Source organism: Pseudomonas sp. SIMBA_068 (assembly GCF_046534705.1).
GTDB classification, from domain to species: domain Bacteria; phylum Pseudomonadota; class Gammaproteobacteria; order Pseudomonadales; family Pseudomonadaceae; genus Aquipseudomonas; species Aquipseudomonas putida.
The window spans coordinates 1-287 of the sequence record NZ_JAWRYI010000322.1; the positions used below are offsets into that span (position 1 = coordinate 1).

General features: G+C 51.9%; 2 protein-coding genes. Both read left to right on the top strand.

Going from position 1 to position 287, the window contains the following annotated elements; genetic code table 11:
* Positions 1-84: an RsfS/YbeB/iojap family protein gene (locus SB756_RS29360; protein WP_410913071.1), complete on the top strand. Its 84-nt coding sequence runs from the start codon at positions 1-3 to the stop codon at positions 82-84.
* 3 nt (positions 85-87) lie between these two features.
* The coding region (locus tag SB756_RS29365) for a 23S rRNA (pseudouridine(1915)-N(3))-methyltransferase RlmH (protein WP_410913069.1) at positions 88-287 on the top strand (200 nt) is incomplete at its 3' end.

Consider the following 287-nt stretch of genomic DNA (forward strand, 5'->3'; position numbering starts at 1 on the left):
GTGGTCGATCTGGGTGATGTCATCGTGCATGTGATGCAGGAAGAGAGTCGCCAGCTGTATGAGCTGGAAAAACTCTGGGGCTAATCGGTGAAACTGCAACTTGTTGCCGTCGGCACGAAAATGCCTGACTGGGTGCAGACCGGTTTTATGGAATATCTGCGCCGCTTCCCGAAAGATATGCCGCTTGAGCTGACCGAAGTGACCGCAGGTAAACGCGGTAAAAATGCTGATATCAAACGCATTCTTGAAAAAGAGGGTGAAGCGATGTTAGCGGCGGTCGGCAAAGG